Source organism: Amycolatopsis sp. 2-15 (assembly GCF_030285625.1).
In the GTDB taxonomy this organism is placed as follows: domain Bacteria; phylum Actinomycetota; class Actinomycetes; order Mycobacteriales; family Pseudonocardiaceae; genus Amycolatopsis; species Amycolatopsis carbonis.
On the sequence record NZ_CP127294.1, the window covers coordinates 6,181,166 to 6,200,803 of the forward strand.

The following is a 19,638-nucleotide window of genomic DNA, read 5'->3' on the forward strand; positions in this document are numbered from 1 at the left end:
GCCGGCGGTCAGGGCACGAGGATCGCGCGACCGCGGACGAGGCCGCGGTCCAGATCGTCGAGCGCCTTCTCGAAGTCGGTCAGGGCGTACGTGCTGGTGTGCAGCGCGACTTTTCCTCGCGCCGCCAGCACCATGAGCTCGGCGAGGTCCGAATAGGACCCGACGAGGTTGCCGACGAAGTTGATTTCGGTGGAGATGATGTCGATGGTCGGCACCGCCAGCGTCCCGCCGTAGCCGACCACGTAGTAGTTCCCGGCGCGCCGCAGCATGCGCACGCCGGCCTCGATCGCGCCGCCCTCGCCCACGAAGTCGACGACGGCTTCCGCGCCTTCGCCGCCGGTGAGCTCGAGCACCGCCTGGGCTTCCGAGCCGTCGGCCACCACGAGGTGGTCGGCACCGAGCTTGCCCGCGAGCTTCAGCGCGTCGGCCGACCGGTCGACCACGATCAGCTCGGCGGGGCTGATCGCCTTCAGCACCTGGATGCCGATGTGGCCCAGCCCGCCCGCGCCGATCGACACCACGCGCTTACCCGGGTGCAGGTGGGCCACCGCCTTGCGGGCGGCGTGGTACGCGGTGAGCCCCGCGTCGGCCAGCGCCGCCACGGCCGCCGGTTCGAGCGAGGAGTCCAGCTTTACCACAGCCCGCGCGTTGGTGCGCAGGTATTCCGCGTAGCCGCCGTCGCGGTCGATGCCCGGGAACGCCGACTGTACACAGTGGACGTCGTCGCCCGCACGGCACGCCTTGCACAGACCGCACGTGGCGAGCGGGTGCAGGATCACCGGGTCGCCCACGGACACCGACGTGACACCCTCGCCGATCTCCGCGACCCAGCCCGCGTTCTCGTGGCCGAGCGTGTAGGGCAGCGTGACGCCCGACTTCTCCGCCCACTGGCCCTCGATGATGTGCAGATCCGTGCGGCACACGCCGGCGCCGCCGATCCTGACCACCACGTCGAGCGGATCCCGCACATGGGCGTCGGGTACCTCGACGAGCTCGGGGGTGCGGTCGTAACCGCGCAGCTGCACTGCTTTCACGACGGTACCTCCTCTCGCACCTCGTCGCCGGTCCGGTAGTATCGCGGCTTCGCGCTGTCCTCGATGGACACCCGCACGCCCTTGGCGAACCGCAGCAGGCTCTCGCGCTCGCGGGTCTGGTGCGCGTCGACCTGCCAGCCCTCGTCCACCAGCTTGCGCACGGCCCGCTCCATGCAGGCCAGGTGCGCCTCGCGCCGGAACCCCGGCGGGAGCTCGGCGAGCTCGCCGCCGACCTGTTCGGGCACCGGGCCGCCGAAGCTGGCGGCGGTGACCTCCTCGCCGGCGCAACGGCCCTCCAGCACGATGTCGACCGTGTCGACGCTCGGCAGCCGCAACACCGCGTCGTGCGCGTCGGCCACCATCAGGTACGCGAAGTTGGGCGCGCAGAAGTACACGGGCAGCCGCAGCCGCACCGAAACCGAGTGCCCGCGGTCGTTGTGCAGGCGCACGTGGACGCCGGCGACGAACCCCAGGTCCGTGATCGGCTCGTGGAACTCGGGGTCCACGACGTCGGCCAGGGCGCGCCACACTCTGCTGGTCAGCGTCTCCGCCGTCGCCGCGGTCATGCCGGGACCTTCGAGCCCGTGGCCGAGGCCGCGCGGGCACCGGCCATCCCGGCGGTCACCTCCGCGGGCACTTCCAGGTCGTAGAGCTGCGCGGCGTTGAGGCCGAGGATCTTCTTTTTCGCGTCGGTGGTCAGCGTGCCGTAGTCGCCCTGCATGTCCTCGGGGAACTCGAAGTCCACGAAGGACTCGACGAGCCACTTCGGCTGCCAGATCGCGTAGTCGCTGGCGAAGGTGATGCGGTTCTCCCCGAGCCAGTACAGCAGCTCGCCCACGACCTGCGCGAAGTAGCGCGGTCGCGTGTGGATGAACGGCATCGCCACCGCGAGGCAGGCGTAGACGTTGGGTTCCCGCGTGGCGATCCAGCAGAAGTCCTCGAACCGGGGCAGGCCCACGTGCTCGACCACGAAGTTCAGGTTCGGGAACGCGCCGGCCGCGTCGTCGATGTCGGCGACATCGGCGACATCGGCCGAGCCCCGCTCGCTCCGGTCGATCGACGGTCCTTTGTGGACGTGGACGTTGCGGATCCCCAGCTGCTCGCACTTCTCCAGGTACCGGTAGGACCACGGGTCCGACAGCTGCCAGCCCTTGGACTCGCCCTTCCACTCCGCCGTGTACAGCTTCACGCCCTTGAGGTCCCACCGCTCGGCCAGCGCTTCGAGCTTGTCCAGCCCGGCCTCGCCGTCGCGAGGGTCGAAGGCGCCGTTGACGATGAACTTCCCGGGGTTGTTCTCCGCGACGGCCCCGTCCTGCTCGGTCGTGTTGAACCCGTTGACGTAGAACTCGGTGAGGTAGGTCGGCTGGAAGATGGCCTTGTCCACGTAGCCCGTCGTGAACAGGTCGTCGATCAGCGTCTCCTCGGAGTACTTGCCGAACTTTTCCAGCGACCACAGCCACTCGGCGGGGCTGAGAGTGCGGTGGTGGTCGTAGAAGCACTCGATGAAGCCCTTGCCGTACCGGTTGGCCTGGTTGGCGGGCGAGCCGTCCCAGAAGTGCACGTGGCTGTCGACGATGAAGTAACTCTCGCCGTCCTTGCGGTACATGGGAGTCCTTTCGCGGAAGGGCGCCCCGGGGGCCGGAGCCGGGACGGGTGTGCTCCGTCCCGGCCCGGCCCCCCTCGGCGCGAACCGGTGCTCGTGCGCGGGCTACTCGACCGGTTCGAGATCGAAATCGATGTACTCCGCGGCGTCCTCCGGGTTGGCGAACAGGACCGTCTCGTCGTCGAGGTGGACCATGCGCCCGTAGTGGGTCGACATGATCTCCTCGAAGTCCGTCTGGCCGAAGTCGAAGCCGATCGCCTCGGAGATCTCGTCCCAGTTGAAGACGATCTTGTTCGTGCCGTCCAGGCGGATCATGGACGGGTACTCCGCCACCGTGATGCCCGGCTTGCTGCGCATGACCTCAGCCACGACGTAGCCGTTCTGGTTGTTCATCAGGGTGACGCCGCACATGTTCGACGCGGTGCGGTCGACGCTAAACTGCCTGCTCGCGGTCATGAAAGCAGCCCTTTCGGTTCGTCGAGCGAGATGTCGGACAGGAAGCTGCGCAGGCTGGTCAACGAGCGGTCCCAGGACTGGGCGAAGGTCACGGCCTTCTCCTGCGGCTGCGACCAGATCGGCTGCAGCGTGCGGGCGGCCGCAGCGGACGCCGGCACCCACTTCTCGAGCCACGACGTGAGTACCCGCTTGTTGTGCGCGGAGTGCTCGGCGTCGCTGGTGAGCATGCTGAACAGGGCCCGCGTGTAGGAGCGGTCCCGCCCGTAGTCGTGCTCGCCGGCGCCGACCACCGTCGGCGTGACGTAGTCGCCGTTGCGGGCGGCCACCTGCATCACCAGGTGGCTGCGGAAGAGCTCACCCACCAGGGACTCGAACACCACGTTGGCGGCGAACAGCGACTCGGCCCAGTCGCCGATCGCCGTGAGGCGCTCGACGTTCTCACGCACGCCCTGCCACGCCGGGTCCTCGTGCCACACCGAACGGTGCACCGCGCCGTCGAAGTCGATCCCCGACTCGGCCAGGTCCAGATTGTAGAGGGCGAGGTCCTGAGCGAAACGCAGCTTGTGCGCGGTGTTCACGGCGATCGCGTTGTTGATCATGTTCGTCGGCGCCGAACGCTGCTCTGAGCAGAACACGTGCATACCGAGCCCGTGCTCGGCGTGCATCCACGCACCCAGATGCCGTTCCACGAACTTGCTCCAGCTCGGCGCCCAGTTCTGGTAGGCGCCGGCCTTCTTCGCGTTCTCGAGGTTGAGCTGGATCTGCCGGACGACGTTGGAGTTGTTCCGGAAGATCGTCTGTTCCCACTCCTCGTTGGGGTCGAGGAACTGGTGCCAGTTGCCGGACTTGAGCTCCGTCCACTCCTTCGGGTAGCCGCCGGGGCCGTCCGCGAAGCCGTAGATCCAGCCCTGCGAGAGGTGCCGCTCGGGGTCGGGCTGGACGTCGAAGGTCACGTCCTCGTACATCGTCGCGCGCATCTTGCGTGGCTTGAAGTAGTTGTAGCTTCGGCTCTTCGAGCTCGGGAAGTCCAGCAGCCCGGCTTCGGCGCCCGTGAACTCCGGCTTCGGGAAGCTCTGCTGGGGCTTTTCCGTACTGACCATGAGCACACCTCTCTGTGTGTGGTGGCCTGCTTCGGGTGGGATCGGCTCGCGGGGTCAGTCCTCCGCCGCGGCCGTGATCGTGAACTTGTCGTAGAAGACCTGATCTGACGGCACACCCAGGCTTTCGAGCAGTGGCAGGGCCGCGTCGATCATCGGCGGCGGGCCGCACAGGTACACGTCGCATTCGGCGATGTTGTCCTCCCGCCGTTCGAGCACTTGGGTCACGAGCCCGGTTTCGCCTTCGCCGTCACCCGGCCAGCCTTCGGGAGCGGTGTCGGACAGGCACGGCACGAACTGGAACTTCGGCAGCTGCCGGGCGAGCTCTTCCATCTCTTCGAGGTGGAAGAGGTCCCGCTCGGTGCGGGCGCCGTAGTAGTACACGACTTCCCGCTCGTTGCCGCTTTCCGCCATCTGCCGCAGCAGCGCCAGGATGGGGACATCCCGGCCCCGCCGCCGACGAAGACCAGCCGCCGGTCGGAACTGACCCGCAGCGTGAACGCGCCGTACGGCCCGGTCACCTCCAGCGGGTCGCCGGCGGACAGGGATCCTTCGAGCAGTGCCGAGAACTTGCCACCGGGGTAGCGCTTGATGATGAACTCGAGGATCCCGCCGGCCACCGTGACGTTGGCCATGGAGAACGAACGGTGCTCGTCCGTGCCCGGGATCTTGATGTCCACGTACTGCCCCGGGTGGAACCGGATGCCCGCGTCCTCGTCCACCTTCAGGCGGACGAGCGAGATGTCGTGGGTCAGCTCGGTGATGGACTCCACCGTGGTTCCCGCCGTGACGACCGGCAGGCCGGACCGGATCATGTCCTCGTCGTAGTTGGTCAGCTCGATCTCGAGGTCGGAGTACGCGTGCCCTCGGCAGAGCAGGACGAACCCTTCCTCGCTTTCGTAGTCGGCCAACGCGAACGTGGAGTACCGGTCCATCTGCAGGTCGCCCTCGAGCAAGAAGGACTTGCACGCCGAGCACTGCCCCTCCTTGCAGCCGTGCATGAGCATGACGCCCTGCCGGAAGGCCGCATCGAGGATGGTCTCGTCCTCGTCGGCCTCGATGTCGATGCCGACCGGTTCGAACCGGATCTTGTGCTTGTCGCCCATGGACACCGCTCCTGGGGATGGGGGCACCCACCGGGGCACCCGGGAATCGAACCCGGGAACCCCGGCGGGAACCGTTTCGGGGTGCGGCCTCAGGCCACCGTGACGTTCGGGTTCGCCTTGTACGCGGCGATGTGCGCCTCGCGCTCGGCGTCCGACATCTTGTTGAGCGCGATGTTCGGGCTGCCGAAGGTGATCCCGCGGACGTCGTTGAGAGTCCACAGCTTCTTCGGGTCGTCGAGGTCGAGGTGCGGCTGCGGGATCAGGGTCTTCCCGTCGTCGCGGACGTAGCCGAGGTCGGAGATGATGTCGGCGAGGTCCATGCCGTCGTAGAGCGTCTCCCACTCGCGCTTGCCCGTGAGCCGGCCCATGTTCGGGGTTTCGCGGCCCTCGTACTCGCCGCGGAACGCCGTGGTGTCGGTCCAGGCGCAGGTCTCCGAGCAGTAGGTGCGCCACTGGCCGTCGACCTTCTCGGTCACCATGTCCTCGCGGATGAGGGCGGGGACCATGCAGGTCCAGCAGCGGTGCGGGTACTCGTAGCCCACGTTCTCGAACGCGATCGGCTTGTTCTTGCCCGGGTAGCGCAGGCGGTTGTACGCCTCCCACCACTTGCCGAACTGGTTGTACCAACCCGGGTACTTCGACTCGAACCACTCGAAGTCGGTGTCGGTCATCGGGTCGATGCGCCAGTAGTTCACCGGCCACCCGGTGGCGAAGAACTGCGCCACGCGGTGCACGTAGTGCTTGTTGATGATCCGGTTCCACGCCTCTTCGACGAGGTCGTGGGGGATCTTCAGGCCGTACTTCTCGAGCGGGATGAGGTAGCTGCGGTAGTAGTCGTCGTAGATCCAGCGACGCCACATCTCCGCGTAGCTGTCGCGGTCCTTGCGGCGGTCCTTCGTGCCGTACTCGATGAAGGTGCCGATGGCCGCGTCGACCACGCAGTGGTTGTTCCACCACGCGTAGCGCAGGTCGCGCTCGAGCAGCTGCCGGTTGTCCTCGTCCGCCAGCGCCATCAGCAGGATGGAGTAGCCGTTGCTGATGTGGCGGGACTCGTCGGACTGCACGGAGTGGAACACCGTGGGCAGCAGGTAGTCGCCGTTGGCCGCCGCCTCCGAGGGCATGGCGACGAACAGGGTGTTCGTGAACGCGGTCTCGGCCACCACCGTGAGGTAGATGTTGGCCGCGGTGATCGCGTCACCGGTGATGAAGCCCTCGCCGAACTGCCGGCCGATGGTGCCGGCGTAGTTGTTCGAGAACGCCTTCTCCGTGATGTCGAACCCGGCGGGGTCGATGTAGTGGTTCATGTAGAGGCGCTTGAGGTTCATCTGGATCGTCGAGTGACGGACCTCGTCGATCATCTGCACCGCGAGGCCGTTGTGCACCTCGGGGTTCGGCACCGCGTCGATCGCCATCGGCATCGCGCGGGCGGCCGAGATCTCCGGGAACGGGATGATGGACAGGAACAGCTTCTGCCACTCCATCCAGCGTTCCTGGACCTGGCGGAACATGTTGCCGCGGATGGCGCCGTCCATGGCGCCGAACACGCGGTTGTCCTTTTCCTCCTCCATCGGGAAGTAGGACCGAAGGATTTGCTTGAGCGGGTCCTTCTTGGGGGCCTTGTCGAACTTGTAGTCGGTCCCGAAGCGCTTCGCGGGGGTCGCGAAGGTCGGTTCCCACGACAGTTCCGTGATCTTCTTGTGGGCCTTGCTCAGACTTTGTCGACTCACGCCGTGTACCTCCACCTGATCGGTCGTCGGCAGTTCCTGGCTCGGCTTGGTTCGCGCCGCTCGCGGGTGGTGATCCGGTCCCCGGCCGCCTGGCCGCCGGGCACCGGATGCAGCTCGCACGTCGCCGTCCGGATGCAGGGAATGACACCGCGAGTACCCTGTGATGGTGGTCTCAATATGAGACAGGCAGTGGTCGGCGCTGCCGTTATGGTGACTGGCACACGACGTCGTGTGCCTGGCCGGGGCGCACGACGCCCTTCTGCCGGGAGGTGAGGCTTTGACCGACGCAGGCGCCTCCATTTCGTCGCCGGACAGGCTGGCGAACGCCAGGGAGCAGTTCTTGTCCACGGAGGAGGTCGACGCGGAAAGCGTCCGCAAGACGATCCTCGCTTCGTGGTGGCGGTCCCGGACGCACCGGGTGGCCGCTGACCAAGTGAAAACTCCGTACGTGGCCGATCCCAATCTCGAGACGCCGCTGCTGCAGAGCGCGGGCGCGGTGCTCGACGCGCTGGAGGACAAGCTCAGCGACCTCGCGGTGAGCGTGGTGCTCACCGACGACCAGGCGCTGGTGCTCGACCGCCGGACCGAAGACCGCGCCCTCGAGCGGTACCTCGACGGGGTGCAGCTCGCGCGCGGGTTCAGCTACGCCGAGGAGTTCGTGGGCACGAACGGGATCGGCACGGCCCTCGAAGGCAGGCAGGCGACCGCGGTGTTCGGTCACGAGCACTACGCGGAGAACCTCGACACGCTCGCGTGCGCCGGCGTGCCCATCCGCCACCCGATCTCGGGCCAGGTCCTCGGGCTGCTGGATCTCACGTGCTGGAAGAAGGACGCCGGCCCGCTGCTGCTGGCCTTGGCGAAGGCGACCGCGCACGACATCGAGACGGAGCTGACCAACCAGGTCGGCCTGCGCGAGCTGAGCCTCTTCTCGGCGTACCTGCGGGCGTGCCGGCGCGGGCAGGGGATCGTGCTCGCGGTCAACAACGACCTCGTGATGCTCAACGACCACGCCCGCCAGCTGCTCGTGCCCGAGGACCAGGCCGCGCTGCTGGCCCGCGCCGTGGAGGCGCTGAGCTCGCAGTCGGACCGCTCGCTGTCGATGGACCTGCCCAGCGGTGCCCGCGCGCGGCTGTCCTACACCCCGGTCTCGAGCGACGTCGGCCCGGCCGGCGGCGTCGTGCGGGCCCGGTTGCTGCAGGAGCCCGAGGTCGTGTCCGCGCGCATCGACACGCGCCAGCCTGTACTGCCCGGCATCGTCGGCACGGGCGCGTTGTGGGTGCGGGCGTGTCACTCGGTCGGCCGCTTCGCGCGCGACCGGAAGTGGACCGTGGTCGAGGGTGAACCCGGCAGCGGCAAGCTCGCCGTGGCCCGCGCCGCGCACTCCGGCTCGACGGCGAGCGCGCCGTGCGAGGTCGTGGAGCTCGACGGCATCAAGGCGGGGGAGTGGGAGGCTCCGGTGCGGCGGGCGCTGCTCAAAGGCCCGGGCACGGTAGTGTTCCGCCACCTGGACAAGCTTTCGCAGGAGGAGCAGCGGGCGCTGGCCGCGGTGCTGGACGACGCGCGGCTCGACGCCCGCGTGTGGGGCGTCGCGACGGTGTCGGAGGGTGAGCAGGACGGCCTCGACACCGACCTGATGCGCCACTTCCCGACGTCGGTCACCGTGCCGCCGCTGCGCCACCACATCGAGGACGTGCGTGTGCTCGTGCCGTTCCTGCTCGCGCAGCTGGGCAAGGGCCCGCTGCTGCACTGCTCGCCGGCCGCGCTGCAGCTGCTGCTGCGCAACGAGTGGCCGGGCAACGCCGCGCAGCTGCGGCAGGTGCTGCGCAAGGTCGTGCACACTCGCCGCGCGGGCGTGATCGAGCCCGAGGACCTGCCGCCGGAGTGCCGGACGGTCGTCAAGCGCGTGCTCAACCCGCTGGAGTCGCTGGAGCGCGACGCGATCGTGCGCAGCCTCCTCGACGCCGACGGGAACAAGTCCCGCGCGGCCCACTCCCTCGGCATGTCGCGGGCCACGATCTACCGCAAGATCCGCGACTACGGCATCGACATCCCGTCGTGAGCCGTCTCACGTGGGGCGAAGCGATCGGGTGCGGGGAGGACGGCGCATGATCGACCTGGAGCACGACCACGGCGTCGCGGTGGTCCGGATGCACGAGAACCCTTGCGGGAGCATGGTTCCCGAGACTCTGGACCGGATCACCGCCGCGCTGGGCTACATCGGCGGCTCGTACGCGGTCGTCCTCACCGGCGGGCACGACGTGTTCGCCCGCGGCTTCGCCGGCGCGGCGGACCGGCTGGAGCGGGCCGTGCTCACCATCGCGAACCACCCGAGCCCGGTCGTCGCCGCGATCGGCGGAGACGCGCTGGGTGCCGGCTACGCCTTGGCGGCGGCCGCCGACCTGCGCGTGATGGCGCAGGGGCGGCTCGGGCTCGGCGCGGCCGCGCACGTGCCGCCCGCCGTCGAGGCGGTGCTGCGCCGCCACGCGGGCCCGGTGTGGCGCACGGTCCGTTCGGGCGAGCGCACGTTCACGCCGGAGGCGGCACTCGTCGCCGGTCTGGTGGAAACGTGTTGTTCCCCAACCGATCTGCTGCACGTGGCCGTGGAGCGGGCGGCGCGGCTGGCCGGCGGGGCGAAGCAGTTCTGCTGAGGCTCCACGCGGGCCCGGGCGTCAGTCGAACTCCTTGCGGATCTGCGGGAGCACCTCGGTGCCCAGCAGTTCGATCGCCTTCATCACCTTCGCGTGCGGCACGCCCGACCAGTCCATCTGCATGGCGTAGCGGTCGGCGCCGGTCAGCTTGCCGACGCTGATGATGCGCTCCGCGACCTCGTTCGGGCTGCCGACGAACAGCGCGCGGGCGCCCTCGGTGTACTGGTCGTACTCGCGGCGCGTGGGCACGGCCCAGCCACGCGAGCGCGCGCCCCACTTCATCGTCTCGAGCCAGTACGGGTAGAAGGTTTCCTTGGCGTCCTGGGAGCGCTCGGCGACGAACCCGATGGCGCCCATGGTCACGTCGTGCTCGTCCTCGGCGTGCTCACCGGCCGCGGCGGCGCGGCGATAGAGGTCCACGAGCGGCGCGAAACGCTCCGGCTCGCCGCCGATCACGGCGTAGACCACGGGCAGGCCGAGCAGCCCGGCGCGGATCGAGGACTCCGGATTGCCGCCGGTGCCGACGGAGATGCGCAGGCGCCGGCCGTACGGGCGAGGGTAGATGTGCGCGTCGTTCAGCGGCGGGCGGAAGCGGCCCGACCAGGTGATCGGGTCCTCGCGGTCGATGCGCAGCAGGAGGGCGAGCTTCTCCTCGTACAGCTCGTCGTAGTCGCCGAGGTCGGCGCCGAAGAGCGGGAACGACTCGGTGAACGACCCGCGCCCGGCGAGCAACTCCGCCCGGCCGCGGCTGAGCTGGTCGAGCGTGGTGAACTGCTGGTATACGCGCACCGGGTCCTCGGTGGAGAGCACCGTGACCGCGCTCGCGAGCGTGATGTGCTCGGTGACGCTCGCCGCCGCGGCCAGCACGGTGGCGGGGTTCGAGATGGCGTAGTGCTCCAGGTGGTGCTCGCCCAGGCCGTAGAACCCGAGCCCGAGCTCGTCGGCGAGCTTGATGCGCTCCACCGTCTCGGCGAGCCGCTGCGCCACCGACACCTGTTCACCGGTCACCGGATCGGGCGTCCGGTCGCCGAAGCTGTAGATACCGAGTTCCATGTCCACTTCCTCGCGAGATCCTGGCGTCGAACCTACCAGGCTTTGCTGACGCGTCAACATTTCGCGCCGGTAGTGTCTGCGGTCACGGACTCAACTTTCCCGCCCGCTCGCCCGTTGATCACGGTGGACCGGACGACAGGAGTTGCCGATGCAGGCGAAGACCTTCGCGACGGGTGTGCTCGTGGCCGTCGCGGCCGCGCTGACGGCGTGCGCCGCACCGCAGGCGGCGACCACCCCGACGCCGCTGGCCGATACCTCGAGCCTCGCGCCCACCACCACCACCGAGATCACACCCACGTCGACCACTCCACCGCCGCCGCCCCCGCCGTGCTCGGTCGGGACCGGCGCGTGCGCGAGCCTGTCGCTGCGGCTCGCGTGGCTGCTCAAGGACGGCGTGGTCGTGCACGGCCCGGTCGCGATGGAGCCGGGCGACGCGAGCCGGCCGACGCCCGTGGGCAGCTTCAAGGTGGCGTGGAAGGACAAGGTGCACACCAGCAGCGAGTACGGCGACTCGATGCCCAACTCGGTGTTCTTCGCGGCCGGCGGGATCGCGTTCCACGCCGGGCCGTTGGACAAGCCCTCCCACGGCTGCATCCACCTGACCGACGCGGACTCGGAGGTGTTCTTCGCCGGGCTGGCGGTGGGCGCGTCGGTCGAGGTGAAAGCCTGATCAGTCCACTATGGACTCAGGGTCGGCGGTGCGGTACTTCCGGGGAATCCGTGTCGAGCGGCACGGAAGAGCCTCGGACCAGTCCCAGTTGGACGGTCGGGCGCCGGCTCACCGTCGCGAGCGCCCAGCCGGTGACGGTGCGCAGGCGGTTGCCCGGCATCGCCAGCAGGTGGTACGCGCGGGTCACGATCTTCGCGGGCCAGCCTTTCAGTGGCACGTGCAACGGGTTGGCCGCCGCGCGGCCCGCGCCCAGGTCGACCACGAACCCGAGGTCGTGGTGGCGGTAGGTGCCGGGGCGGCCGTACCCGAGTGACGCGGCGACGTTGGCCCCCGCGAGCTTGCCCTGGCGTTCCGCGTGCTGCGCGGTCATGGCCGTGTACTCACCGGGCCGCGTCAGGTCGGGTACGGCCGCGACGTCGCCGCACGCGAACACGTCCGGGTAGCCCGGCACGCCGAGCTGCGCGGTCACGACGACGCGGCCCTTGGCTGTGGGCAGGCCGACGTCGGCGACGAGTGGGTCGGGCCGCACCCCGACGCACCACACGAGCGACCGGGTCGGGACGCGTTCTCCCGTGGTGAGCGTGACGGCGGCGGCGGTGGCGTCCTTCACCGACGTCTTCGTCAGCACCTCGACGCCGCGCTCGCGCAGCACCGCGTCGGCGGTCCGGCCCAGCCGCGGCGACAGCTCGGGCAGCACCCGGTCGGCGATGTCGAGCAGCAGCCAGCGCACCGGCTGTCCCGTGAGCTCGGGGTGGCGCGCGACGAGCGCGTCGGTGAACGCCGGGCCCTGCACCGCGACCTCGGTGCCGGTGTAGCCGGCGCCCACGACCACGAACGTGCAGCGAGCCGTGCGTTCCTCAGGGTCGTCGGCCGCGGCGGCGAGCTCGATCTGACGGGTGATGTGGTCGCGCAGGTAGAGCGCCTCCGGCACCCCGCGGAAGCCGTGGGCGATCTCGGCGACGCCGGGGATCGGCAGCAGCTTGTTCACGCTGCCGGCGGCGAGCACGAGCCGGTCGTAGGACAGCTCGTGGTCGCGGTCCTCGGGATCGGTGTAGCTCACCGTGTGCGCGTCGAAGTCCACAGTGGTCACCGTGCCGAGCGCGAGCCGCACGCCGCGCAGCGTGCCCGGGATCGAGACGGTGATGTTGCGCGGGTCGAGCAGCCCGGCCGCGACCTCCGGCAGCAGGGGCAGGTAGAGGAAGTAGTCGGTGGGGTTGACCACCACCACTTCCACGTCGTCGCCCGCGGTCCTGCGCAGCCGCTTGGCCGCGTTGTACCCGGCGAACCCGCCCCCGACGATCACGACCCGCATCACGTCTCCTCCCTGTACGGCTGTGTTGCTGTACGGCTGCCCGGACACGCGGCGGTCACCCGGCGGCGGCGGGCGGCGACCCGCGTGCCGCCGGCCGGGTGGGCCTCAGCCCTGCGGCTGCGTGATGTTGACCATCCAGCCGATGCCGAACTTGTCGACGCACATGCCGAACTCGTCGCCCCACATCTGCTTTTCCAGCGGCACCGCGACATTGCCGCCGTCGGAGAGCTTGGCCCAGTAACCGCGCAGCTGGTCGCCGTCGTCGCCGCTGAGGCTCACCGAGATGTTGGTGCCGGGGTTGTGGTCCATGCCCGGCGGCGTGTCGGCCCCCATCAACGTGAACCCGTTCTCGGTCTCCAGCTGAGCGTGCATGATGTTGTTCGCCGCTGGTGAGTCCGGCATGCCGGACTCACCGAACGTGTTCACGGTCAGCGTCCCGCCGAACACGTCCCGGTAGAACTCCATCGCCTGCCGGGCGTCGTCGCGGAAGCTGATGTACGGGTTGAGGATCGAAGCCACCGGACACTCCTTCGTCGTGGACGGGAATGAATCCTCGCAGAAGACGAAGGGGCGGACAATGGGGTCGCTCCGGCGGGTGAAGAAATCGCATTTCCGTAACGGGAGCCACTGCCGTGAAAGCCGAGATTTCCGTTGCCGTGTGGCGATTTCCGGTGTGTTCGGTGAAAAGATTTCGATTATTGCCGTGCTTGCGGGTCGGCGGTGAGTTTTCCGCGAAGTTGTTCCAGGGTCTGCGACAGCAGGCGCGAGACGTGCATCTGGGAAATGCCCACACGGTCGGCGATCTGCGTTTGCGTGAGACCGCCGAAGAAGCGCATCACGAGGATCGCGCGTTCGCGTGGGGGCAGGTCGCGCAGCAGCGGTTCCAGTGCCTCGTGGTTTTCGATGTGCTCGAGTTCCGCGTCTTCCTCGCCGAGAGTGTCCGCGAGCGACAGGGCTTCCGCGTCGTCGTGCACGGGCTTGTCGACCGACAGCGTCTGGTAGGCGTTGCCGGCGATCAGACCTTCGTGCACTTCGGCGACGTCGAGCCCCAAATGCTCCGCGAGCTCCGTCGGAGTGGGTGCGCGGCCGAGGGTCTGCGACAACGCGCTCGAGCCGTGGCTCAGCGACAGGTGCAGTTCCTTCAGCCGACGCGGTACGCGCACGGACCATCCCGTGTCACGGAAGTGGCGGCGGATCTCACCCATGATCGTGGGCACGGCGAAGGACAGGAAGTCCGGGCCGCGGTCCGGGGTGAACCGGTCGATCGCGTTGATCAGCCCGATGCGGCCCACCTGCACGAGGTCTTCGCGGGGCTCGCCGCGGCCGGTGAAGCGCGTGGCGATGTGCTCGGCGACCGGGAGGAACTCCGTCACGAGCTGTTCGCGCAGACGCGGGCGGCGCGGATCGTCCGCGTCGAGGGCGGCGAACTCTTCGAACAGCGGCACCGTGTGGGCGTATTCGTCACGGCGCCGGGTGATCGGCTGCTGGTTCACCTGGCCGTCCCCGGACCCAGCTCGAGGTGGATCGCCAGGGTGTGACCGACGGCGCGGGGAGCCGGGGTGCTGGTGACCGACACGGCGGTGGCCAGCGTCGTGAGCACATGCCAGCCGAAGCTGTGCTCGCTCGGCAGCCGCGCATGGCCGGTGGGGGTCTCCACGGTGATCGCGATGCCCTCGGGTGCCACGCGGAACCGGCACGTCATCGTCTCACCGAGGTCGGCGAGCTCCACGAGCTGCGCGCAGGCCTCGTCCACGGCCATCTTCGCGTCGGCGATCGCGTCGAGGCCGTAGTCGGCGCGCGCGGCCACGGCCTGGGCCAGCATTCGCACGAGCGGGATCTGCCCGGTCTCGGCGGGCAGACGCAGCTCGATCACCTCGTCGAGCAGGTGGTCGACCGCCGGCATCCCGTGGCTCGGCGAGCTGCCGGCTGCTTCGTTCTCCATGGGCCCCGGTTACCCACTCGGTCCCGCTTCGACACCTCGGTTGTTTCACGAACCGGGCGGTGCGGGGGAGCGGCACCGCGTGTCGGACAGGTGATCGGGATGCAGTAATGTCGCCCGCGGACCCGTTAAAGCGCTAGCGGCCAGTGGTGGCGCGCGCCCGGGTCTTGCCTGGTCAGCTGCGCCCTTCAAGCACACAAGAGAAGGGGCCCGGGAGACATGACCGGCGGCCAGGAACGGCTATCCGCGCGGCTTGACGAAGTCACCGTGGCGATGGAGTCGCTGACCGCGATGCTCGACCACCAGGAACTCGATCTCGGCCAGATGCTGCAGGCGGTCTGCGAGCACGTGGTCGGTGTGGTGGCAGGGGCGGACATGGCCAGCATCACGTTGGTGCGCGACGGGGTCGCGGAGACCGTCGCCAGCACCGACCAGCGCGCGGTGAACTTCGACCGCGAGCAGTACCGCATCGGCGACGGGCCGTGCCTGCGCGCGGCCGAGACCGGCGCGCCCGTGCGGGTCGGGGTCGGGGCGGTGGCCGACCAGTGGCCGCAGTTCGCGTCGGCCGCCGACGAGCTCGGCGTGGCGAGCTTCCTCGCCGCCCCGCTCACCGTCGACGGCGACATGAGCGGCGCGATGAACCTGTTCGGGTTCGGCGAACACGGGTTCAGCGACCTCGAGGTGAAAATCCTGGAGCTCTACACCGCCACGGTGGTGTTCGGCCTGCGCAGCGCGCGGCGCTACTTCGACGCGCAGGAGCTGGTGGCGCAGCTCAATCGCGCGCTGGAGACGCGATCCGTGATCGACCAGGCCAAAGGCATCCTGATGGCCGCCCACCGCATCACCGCCGAAGAGGCGTTCCAACGGCTCGTGAAGCGTTCGCAGGACGGAAACCGCAAGCTCTACGACGTGGCGGCCGAGTTCGTGGCCGCCGTGTCCAGTTTTACCTGACCCCGCCCCGCGCGGGTACGCGTGCCCGCGCGCGACACTGGGTATGTCCCTGAGGGGGACTCAGTCCGGAAGCGGGTGAACCACATGGTGCAAGTGCGGGTCCAGGGTCTCGCCGTCGTCGCCCAGGAGGTGGCGCCGGTGGTGCTGCTGCGCGAGGAGACGGGGCAGCGCCGCTGGCTGGCCATCACCATCGGCGCGCCGGAGGCGCAGGAACTGGCCGCCGCGCAGGAGCAGGTGACCTCGGCCCGGCCGGGCACGGTCGAGCTCATCCTCGAGGTGGTGTCGGCGTTCGGGAGGCACGTGACGAGCGTCGAGGTCACCGAGCTGCGCGACAGCATCTTCCACGCCGACCTGGTGCTCTCGGACGGCGCGCGCGTCTCGGCGCGGCCCAGCGACGCGATCGCGGTGGGGCTGCGCGCCCACGCACCCATCGACGTCGCCGAGGCTGTCCTCGCCGAGGCCGCGGTGGACGTGACGGTGGCCGGTGGCGAGGACCCGGCCGAAGCGCTCGGCGGGGAGCCGGGTGTGGGCACCGAGGACGAGATCCGCCAGTTCCGCGACCTGCTCGACGAGGTCAGCCCCGACGACTTCCGCGACCCCGGAACCGGGCCCGCCTGAGCGGGAATAGCGATCGCCGCTCGTGATGTTGAACGAGTCGGCCGATGCGCTTCGTGTCCGCCGGGCTCACCCCTCGTCGAAGCGGTGCTCCGTCCGGCTGTCTCAGGCATCCGGCCGGCGTCGCGTCGTGCGAACCGCCGAGAGGCGGGCACAGCGCACCGGCCCCGAGACGATGGCCCCCGACCTGGCTCCGGTCGGGGGCCATCCTCGTGTCCGGGGAGGATCTTCGCTCAGCCGCGCAGCTGCGGCGGCTCACCGTCCACGCCGAGGTCGACCTCCGCGTCGAAGGCGTTGTGCTCGCGCGCGGCCACCGGCTGGGCGACGTCGGTCCCGAGGTCGAAGCCGGCGTGCCGGGCGGCTTCGGCGAGTCCGTCGTTCTCGTCGGACTCGTGCCGGTGGTGGTGGCGCTCGATCATCCCGACATCTTCGGCACTCCGGACCCCGGCGGGCAACCAACGGAGGGTGAACGCGTCACGCGGGCTCGGGGGAAGTCCGCCCCAGGATCGTCTCCACGAGCTCCAGCGCGTGGTCGGTGCTGCGCGCGGTGAAGGTGAGGTCCACGAACACGTCGCGGAGGTCGGTGTCCTCGGCGGTGCGTTCGATGGCCGTGACCACGTCGGCCACGCCGGCGCAGGCCCGCGGATAGATGCGCAGGATCGCGCCCAGCTCCGCGGGGTCCCGGCCGGCTTCGGCGGCCAGCTGCCGCAGATGGGCCAGCGGCGCGACGATCGCGGTCGCCGGGTCGTACTCGGCCGGCGGGGTGACCACCGGCAGCCAGCCCGCCGCCCGCCGCGCGATCCGGCGCATCGCGGCCGGCGCGTACCCGGCGAGGTACACCGGCGGCGTGCGGACCGGCTTGAACGAGTCGTGGGTCTCGGGCACGGTCCAGTGCCGGCCGCGGTACTCGGCGGGATCGGTCGTCCACAGCGCTTCGAGGGCGTCGAGGCATTCGTCGAGCCGCGCGCCGCGTTCGGTCATCGGCACGTTCACGGCCTCGTACTCCTCGGGAGACCAGCCCGTGCCGAGCCCCGGGACCAGGCGGCCGCCGCTGAGCGCGTCGATCGTGGTGAGCGAGCGCGCCAGCAGGGCGGGCGGGTACCAGGGCGCGTTGAGCACGTTGGTGCCGAGCCGCACCCGTTCGGTGACCGCGGCCGCAGCGGCCAGCAGCGCGAACGGGTCGAGCCGCACGGCGAACTCCGCCGGGATCGCGTCGGAGCCGCCGTACCCGACCTTCGGGTGCACCGGTGCGAGCAGGCGGTCGCCGACCCAGAGGCTCGCGACGCCGAGCTCCTCGGCGCGCCGGGCGAAGCGGGTGACGCCCGAGCCGTCTCCGGCGAACGGGCCGAACTGGGGCAGGGTGAAACCGATGCGCATCGTGCTCTCCCGGAGTCCGCGGTCGTGGTCCCCGTGGTGATCTTGCCACCGGCGCACGGGTTTCGCGGGGTGCGCCTCAGGTGGTGAGCCGCCGCTGGCCGGGGACGTCGACGGGCGAGAGGCCCGCGGCGGCGCCCGGGCGTTCGCAGCCGAGCGGCATCAGCTGCAGCAGCCGGCGCGCGGGGTGCGAGTCACCGGGGTCGACGTAGAAGTCGGTGTCGAGAAGCTGCGCCAGCAGTTGCATGCGGCGCAGGACCTTGAGGCCGGCGACGGCGAGGAACGTTGTGCGGCTGAGATCGATGATCACCACGCCGACCGTGCTGCGGATGCGGGCTTCGACGACTTCGGCGAGGTGGGGTGCGGTGCAGAGGTCGACCTCGCCGACCACCTCCACCACGGAAGCACCGGGAACGGGCCGGTGGACGTGCAGGTCGAGCAGGCGTTTCGGGTCGACGCGGCCGACCCTGGCGGAAGGAGCTTTCGTGCGGCGTAGGGCGCTCATGGCGGCCCGCCTCTCGTAGGCCGCGCACCCGGGTGACGGCCGAAGCGGCCGGAGCTCGGGCATCCACGCCGATCGGTGCCAACGCTCCCGGAGCGCGGTGAAATCGCGGCGGCTGGTGGCTCAACCGAGTTCCAGAGTAGTGCACGTGCACTAGAGTCGCCAGCCGCCGCCGGAGTGGTTACCGCCGAACCGGCCGGCCCGCCGCGATGTAGGCGTTGGAGTCGCCGAGGAACGAGAACACGACGCCGATCACGGCCGCCAGCGCCGAGAGGTAGCTCAGCCAGGTGCCGCCGCTGCCCGTGATGAGCGACAGGACCTGCAGCGCCGTGAGCACGGTCAGCACGATCCGCGCCCAGTTGCGGCCGGCTCGCAGCTTCACCGCGAACAGCAGGTACAGCAGCGCGATGACGATCGCGATCACGACCGCAACGATGAGCGCGATGTTCGCGCCCTGGTCGAGCTGGGCCTGGCTGAGGTTCGGGTTGGTGCGCCGGGCGGCGTCGATGAGCTCGTCCTTCTGCCCGAACAGCAACAGGGCGCCGACGATGCCGATCACGGTCGAGACGACGAACGCCCAGAACGCGACCGCGATGGTGTTCGGCACGGCCGGACGTGGGGGCTCACTGGAGGACGGGGGTGGGTTGGAATCCTCGGGAAATCGCGGCAGATCGTTCATGTGAGGACATTAGGCCCACCGCCGGGGCCTCGCACTACGACGAGGAGACGGTTCCCGTGGCTGACTCCAGGCTCGGGTGGATCTCCAGCACCGAGTCGAGGTGCAGCAATTCGATTGGCCGCAGCAGCCCGCGCTGCTGGGTCACGATGCGGAACGGGATCCCGGCCTCGGTCGCGCGGCCCCGGACGTCGATCAGCACCGAAAGGCCGCTGGAGTCGCAGAACGGCACTTCGGACAGATCCACGACGAGCACGCCGGGGCGGCCTTCCAGGGCCGCGACCAGCCGGGCGCGCAGCGCGTCCGACACCGCGGTGTCGATCTCCCCGGCGGCGGTGACCACCGTCGTGCCGGCGGCGGTCGTGGTGCTGATGTCGAGCGTGGGCAGGCGCCGCGCGCCGGCCGCTCTGAGATCGTCGGTCACAACGGGTTCCCTCCGCGGTCACGGGCCCGCCGGGCAACCGCCGGCAGCAGGCCCGGCGCCCGACCTGCGGCCGGACACGGTCTGGTGACGGCTGGGTGCTCAACCGTGGTTCGTCCGAACCTAACAGCTGCGGCCGCGCCAGGCAGTCCGGGGCGTCACCGGCGTGGCGGCCCGGCGTCGACGACGGGTGAGGGAGCGGTCGAGGGGGCGGTCGGGCGGGTGTGGTGAGTACGCCGGGGTCGCCGGCCGGGGGCTCGTCGCAGCTGCGGGCGGTCTCCGGTGCCGGGTTCCGTGTCGGGGTTCGGCCGCGGTAGTCCGGTGTCGACGACCGCCAGCGAGAGGTCGGGGGGTCGGTTGGGTCGGCTTTGGTCGGTGCGCCGGGGTCGACGGCTGCGCGCTCGTCATGACTGCGGCCGGGGTCTCCGGTGCCAGGCGCCTGGACGCGTCCGGC

21 protein-coding genes and 1 pseudogene are annotated in these 19,638 nt (G+C 69.9%); 5 read left to right on the forward strand and 17 right to left on the reverse strand.

Features of this window, described 5'->3' with window-relative positions; translation table 11 throughout:
- Positions 1–8 precede the first annotated feature (8 nt).
- The 7 genes and pseudogenes from QRX50_RS30595 to QRX50_RS30625 form a co-directional block, all read right to left on the reverse strand.
- On the reverse strand, positions 9–1,034 hold the full coding sequence (locus tag QRX50_RS30595) for an NAD(P)-dependent alcohol dehydrogenase (protein ID WP_285966582.1): 1,026 nt from the start codon (positions 1,032–1,034) through the stop codon (positions 9–11).
- A complete protein-coding gene (locus QRX50_RS30600; protein WP_285966583.1) occupies positions 1,031–1,600 on the reverse strand; it encodes an iron-sulfur cluster assembly protein in 570 nt (189 codons plus the stop codon). The genes QRX50_RS30595 and QRX50_RS30600 overlap by 4 nt, the downstream gene beginning before the upstream one ends.
- Positions 1,597–2,640 (reverse strand): amidohydrolase family protein, encoded by a 1,044-nt coding sequence (locus tag QRX50_RS30605; protein ID WP_285966584.1) that lies wholly within the window; start codon positions 2,638–2,640, stop codon positions 1,597–1,599. Before QRX50_RS30605 ends, QRX50_RS30600 begins: the two co-directional genes overlap by 4 nt.
- 102 nt (positions 2,641–2,742) lie before the next feature.
- Positions 2,743–3,093, reverse strand: coding sequence for a propane 2-monooxygenase effector subunit MimD (mimD, locus tag QRX50_RS30610; protein WP_220241241.1), 351 nt, complete (start codon positions 3,091–3,093; stop codon positions 2,743–2,745).
- Positions 3,090–4,193, reverse strand: a complete 1,104-nt coding sequence (locus tag QRX50_RS30615; RefSeq protein ID WP_285966585.1) for an aromatic/alkene monooxygenase hydroxylase subunit beta — start codon at positions 4,191–4,193, stop codon at positions 3,090–3,092. The genes mimD and QRX50_RS30615 overlap by 4 nt, the downstream gene beginning before the upstream one ends.
- A gap of 54 nt (positions 4,194–4,247) precedes the next feature.
- Positions 4,248–5,296, reverse strand: a pseudogene (locus QRX50_RS30620) (FAD-binding oxidoreductase).
- Between the two features lie 89 nt (positions 5,297–5,385).
- Positions 5,386–7,023, reverse strand: a complete 1,638-nt coding sequence (locus QRX50_RS30625; RefSeq protein WP_285966586.1) for an aromatic/alkene/methane monooxygenase hydroxylase/oxygenase subunit alpha — start codon at positions 7,021–7,023, stop codon at positions 5,386–5,388.
- A gap of 340 nt (positions 7,024–7,363) precedes the next feature.
- Here QRX50_RS30625 and QRX50_RS30630 point away from each other — a divergent pair, with 340 nt between their 5' ends.
- Entirely contained in the window at positions 7,364–9,082 is a 1,719-nt protein-coding gene (locus QRX50_RS30630; RefSeq protein ID WP_285966587.1) for a sigma-54-dependent Fis family transcriptional regulator, read from the forward strand.
- A gap of 46 nt (positions 9,083–9,128) precedes the next feature.
- Positions 9,129–9,671: an enoyl-CoA hydratase-related protein gene (locus QRX50_RS30635; RefSeq protein ID WP_285966588.1), complete on the forward strand. Its 543-nt coding sequence runs from the start codon at positions 9,129–9,131 to the stop codon at positions 9,669–9,671.
- A gap of 21 nt (positions 9,672–9,692) precedes the next feature.
- Here QRX50_RS30635 and QRX50_RS30640 read toward each other — a convergent pair whose 3' ends face one another.
- Entirely contained in the window at positions 9,693–10,724 is a 1,032-nt protein-coding gene (locus QRX50_RS30640) for an LLM class flavin-dependent oxidoreductase (protein WP_285966589.1), read from the reverse strand.
- Positions 10,725–10,872: 148 nt separating this feature from the next.
- On the opposite strand from QRX50_RS30640, the gene QRX50_RS30645 reads away from it, so the two are divergent.
- A complete protein-coding gene (locus tag QRX50_RS30645) occupies positions 10,873–11,394 on the forward strand; it encodes a L,D-transpeptidase (RefSeq protein WP_285966590.1) in 522 nt (173 codons plus the stop codon).
- A gap of 16 nt (positions 11,395–11,410) precedes the next feature.
- Here the strand turns inward: QRX50_RS30645 and QRX50_RS30650 are convergent, their stop codons facing one another.
- From QRX50_RS30650 to QRX50_RS30665, 4 genes are all read right to left on the reverse strand, one after another.
- Positions 11,411–12,706 (reverse strand): NAD(P)/FAD-dependent oxidoreductase, encoded by a 1,296-nt coding sequence (locus QRX50_RS30650; protein WP_285966591.1) that lies wholly within the window; start codon positions 12,704–12,706, stop codon positions 11,411–11,413.
- 105 nt (positions 12,707–12,811) lie between these two features.
- Entirely contained in the window at positions 12,812–13,225 is a 414-nt protein-coding gene (locus tag QRX50_RS30655; protein WP_285966592.1) for a VOC family protein, read from the reverse strand.
- A gap of 176 nt (positions 13,226–13,401) precedes the next feature.
- Positions 13,402–14,199, reverse strand: coding sequence for a SigB/SigF/SigG family RNA polymerase sigma factor (locus QRX50_RS30660; protein WP_285966593.1), 798 nt, complete (start codon positions 14,197–14,199; stop codon positions 13,402–13,404).
- The gene (locus QRX50_RS30665) at positions 14,196–14,648 is read right to left on the reverse strand and encodes an ATP-binding protein (RefSeq protein WP_285966594.1); all 453 of its coding nucleotides are present in this window, start codon (positions 14,646–14,648) and stop codon (positions 14,196–14,198) included. The genes QRX50_RS30660 and QRX50_RS30665 overlap by 4 nt, the downstream gene beginning before the upstream one ends.
- A gap of 216 nt (positions 14,649–14,864) precedes the next feature.
- On the opposite strand from QRX50_RS30665, the gene QRX50_RS30670 reads away from it, so the two are divergent.
- Positions 14,865–15,596 (forward strand): ANTAR domain-containing response regulator, encoded by a 732-nt coding sequence (locus tag QRX50_RS30670; RefSeq protein WP_285966595.1) that lies wholly within the window; start codon positions 14,865–14,867, stop codon positions 15,594–15,596.
- Between the two features lie 84 nt (positions 15,597–15,680).
- The gene (locus QRX50_RS30675) at positions 15,681–16,214 is read left to right on the forward strand and encodes a bifunctional nuclease family protein (RefSeq protein WP_285966596.1); all 534 of its coding nucleotides are present in this window, start codon (positions 15,681–15,683) and stop codon (positions 16,212–16,214) included.
- Positions 16,215–16,444: 230 nt separating this feature from the next.
- On the opposite strand, the gene QRX50_RS30680 is transcribed toward QRX50_RS30675, so the two are convergent.
- From QRX50_RS30680 to QRX50_RS30700, 5 genes are all read right to left on the reverse strand, one after another.
- Positions 16,445–16,630: a hypothetical protein gene (locus QRX50_RS30680; RefSeq protein ID WP_285966597.1), complete on the reverse strand. Its 186-nt coding sequence runs from the start codon at positions 16,628–16,630 to the stop codon at positions 16,445–16,447.
- Positions 16,631–16,685: 55 nt separating this feature from the next.
- Positions 16,686–17,588, reverse strand: coding sequence for a TIGR03619 family F420-dependent LLM class oxidoreductase (locus QRX50_RS30685; protein ID WP_285966598.1), 903 nt, complete (start codon positions 17,586–17,588; stop codon positions 16,686–16,688).
- A 76-nt stretch (positions 17,589–17,664) separates the two neighbouring features.
- Positions 17,665–18,090, reverse strand: coding sequence for an STAS domain-containing protein (locus QRX50_RS30690; RefSeq protein ID WP_285966599.1), 426 nt, complete (start codon positions 18,088–18,090; stop codon positions 17,665–17,667).
- A gap of 178 nt (positions 18,091–18,268) precedes the next feature.
- A complete protein-coding gene (locus QRX50_RS30695) occupies positions 18,269–18,766 on the reverse strand; it encodes a hypothetical protein (RefSeq protein ID WP_285966600.1) in 498 nt (165 codons plus the stop codon).
- Positions 18,767–18,800: 34 nt separating this feature from the next.
- A complete protein-coding gene (locus QRX50_RS30700) occupies positions 18,801–19,187 on the reverse strand; it encodes an STAS domain-containing protein (RefSeq protein ID WP_285966601.1) in 387 nt (128 codons plus the stop codon).
- Between the last annotated feature and the right edge of the window lie 451 nt (positions 19,188–19,638).